Annotated in this window: 4 protein-coding genes and 1 pseudogene; 3 read left to right on the plus strand and 2 right to left on the minus strand. The window is 74.3% G+C overall.

The annotated features are described in order from the left end of the window. Positions 1–321 (plus strand): annotated as a pseudogene (locus ABZ885_RS39440) (homoserine dehydrogenase); the annotation flags it as partial. A gap of 55 nt (positions 322–376) precedes the next feature. Here ABZ885_RS39440 and ABZ885_RS39445 read toward each other — a convergent pair. Next, positions 377–1048, minus strand: a complete 672-nt coding sequence (locus ABZ885_RS39445) for a GntR family transcriptional regulator (RefSeq protein WP_360199761.1) — start codon at positions 1046–1048, stop codon at positions 377–379. A gap of 90 nt (positions 1049–1138) precedes the next feature. Between ABZ885_RS39445 and ABZ885_RS39450 the strand changes: the two genes are divergently transcribed. Beyond that, positions 1139–1573 (plus strand): VOC family protein, encoded by a 435-nt coding sequence (locus ABZ885_RS39450; RefSeq protein WP_360199763.1) that lies wholly within the window; start codon positions 1139–1141, stop codon positions 1571–1573. A gap of 52 nt (positions 1574–1625) precedes the next feature. Here the strand turns inward: ABZ885_RS39450 and ABZ885_RS39455 are convergent, their stop codons facing one another. After that, positions 1626–2339, minus strand: a complete 714-nt coding sequence (locus ABZ885_RS39455) for a DUF1349 domain-containing protein (protein ID WP_360199765.1) — start codon at positions 2337–2339, stop codon at positions 1626–1628. Between ABZ885_RS39455 and ABZ885_RS39460 the strand changes: the two genes are divergently transcribed. Then, positions 2338–2405 (plus strand): hypothetical protein (locus ABZ885_RS39460; protein ID WP_360199767.1); only part of this gene is annotated, 68 nt, incomplete at its 3' end. The genes ABZ885_RS39455 and ABZ885_RS39460 overlap by 2 nt on opposite strands.

Raw genomic sequence — 2405 nt, forward strand, 5'->3', positions numbered from 1 at the left:
GGCCGGTCGAGCAGCAGCTCGGCCGGCCCCACGGAAGGAAGCCGATGTGCCCTGGCCGCGGCCGCGCGCGGGCACCGGCTGCGGGCGGTGGCGGGCGCGAGTCTCGACGAGCCCCTGGTGGTCAGCGTCAGGCTGGAGGAGACCGCCCCGGGGGACCCGCTCCATGCCCTGGCCGGGCCGGAGAAGGCCGTCGTCTACGGCTGCCCGGAGGCGGGGGACATCACCGTGAGCGGCGGCCGCTCGAGCCCGGTCGGTGCGGCGCTCGCGATGCTGAAGGACACCCTGGACGTGACGACGGCCGGCCGCTTCGGCTTCGGCTGAGGGTCGCGCGGCGTCACAGCGTCGCAGCGTCACAGCGTCGTGGTGCCCGGGAGGCTCAGGCCGGACCGGCGGTGCCGGTGACCACCACGTCCACGGCGTGCCGGCGGTGCGCGGCGAAGAGGTCCAGGGCCAGGCCGGTGTCCCGGGCCTCCAGCGCCGCGACCAGCTCGCGGTGCTCCGCCGGGATGCGGGCGAGGTACCCCTCGCTGCTGCGGCCGATCCGGGTCAGCAGGAACAGGTGCACCTGGCACCGCACGCCCTCCCACGCCTCCGCCAGCCGCCGGTGGCGGGCGGCCGCGAAGACGGCGTCGTGGAAGGCGATGTCGAGGCGCACCAGCGTGTGCTCGTCGGTGGCGCGCTCCATCCGGTCGGCGGCCCTGCGGACGGCGGCGAGGTCCTCGTCGGAGGCGAGGTCGACGACGCGCCGCACGGCCAGGTCCTCCAGTGCGCCGCGCAGGCTGTCGAGTTCGGCGACGTCCTCGGGGGAGAGCGTCGTCACGGTGGTGCCGCGGTGCCACTCGCAGTGGACGAGGCCCTCGTGCTCCAGCAGCCGCAGTGCCTCGCGCACCGGCCCGCGGCTCACCTGCAGCGCGGCGGCCAGCTCCACCTCGCGCAGCGGCGACCCGGGCGGGTAGGTGCCGTCGAAGACGGCCTCCCGGACGCGGTCCGCCACCTCGTCGGCCAGGCCCCGGCGGCGCGCCGGGGACACGGTGCCGAAGTCGCCCATGACCGTCCCCTCTCTCCCTCTCTCGATGTTCGGATGTTAACATTCCACCCGCTCTGGCTTGATGTTGACATTGCGACAACGGGAGTGCCGATGTCCCTGCCCGAAACCCCCCGCCCGCGGTTCCACCTGGCCGTGCCGGTCGACGACCTGGCCGCCGCCCGCCACTTCTACGGCGAGGTGCTCGGCCTGCCCCAGGGCCGCAGCGCCGACACCTGGGTGGACTGGAACCTCCACGGCCACCAGTTCGTCACCCACCTCGCCCCGGACGGCCGGACGCCCCGCGTCCACAACCCCGTCGACGGGCACGACGTCCCGGTGCCGCACTTCGGCCTGATCCTCGCCATCGCCGACTTCCACCGCCTCGCCGACCGGCTGCGCGCCGCCGGCACCCCGTTCGTCATCGAGCCCTACATCCGCTTCGCGGGCGAGACCGGCGAGCAGTGGACGATGTTCCTGCTCGACCCGGCCGGCAACGCCCTGGAGTTCAAGGCTTTCGCCGACGACTCCCAGGTCTTCGCCGCCTGACGACCCGCCGTCGCGCCCCCGGCCGGCCGCCGGCTGTTCGGACGTCCGCGGTTCAGGCGTCCGCGGTTGAGGCGTCCGCCGGCAGGTGCAGTGCGGCGTCGGCGGGACCCCGGGTGAAGCGGGTGAAGTGCACCTCCAGGCCGCCGCGTTCGGGCGAGCAGCAGAACGGTCCGGCCGTCGCCGCCGCATCGGCGGGCAGCGGCGCCAGCCGGACCAGGCGCCAGGGCCCGTCCTCGCAGCGGGCGCGCACGGTGACGGCGTCCCCGCTCCGGCTCGCGCGGACGGTGACCAGGCGCGCCTGCCAGTCGGGGACCGGCGCGAGGGACCAGTCGGAGACCCCGCGGGTGACCACCGCGCCGAGGTGCGGGACGCCGTCGCTGAACTCGATCCCGGCCTTGATCCAGTTCTCGGCGTCGACGCGGACCATCAACCCGGCCTGGTCGTACAGCGTGTCGAAGTCGGCCCGGAACGTCACCTCGGTGGCGCCGCCCTGCGGGAACGGGGCGAGCAGCGCGTGCCCGTCGTCGCGGACGAAGCCGTACCCGGTGGTCCGCCAGAAGTCGCTGCGTTCGCGGGTGGTGACGAGCAGGCCGGAGCCGTCGGCCTGCTGCTGCGGTTCGTTGAGCCAGTCGCCCTCGTGCCAGGGGACCGTGCGCTGCTCGGACATCTGACAGGCCTTTCTGCAGGTTTCAGAAAGGTCATCCCTATCATCGGCGGACGGCCTGTCCGCCACCCGCCCCGGCCCGCTGTCGGCCGGGCTCTCCATCAACGCGTCCACCGGCCTGATCACCGGCACCGCGACCACCGTCGGCACGTCCAACGTGACGGTCAC

This window comes from Kitasatospora sp. NPDC047058 (genome assembly GCF_040643935.1).
Lineage (GTDB): Bacteria > Actinomycetota > Actinomycetes > Streptomycetales > Streptomycetaceae > Kitasatospora.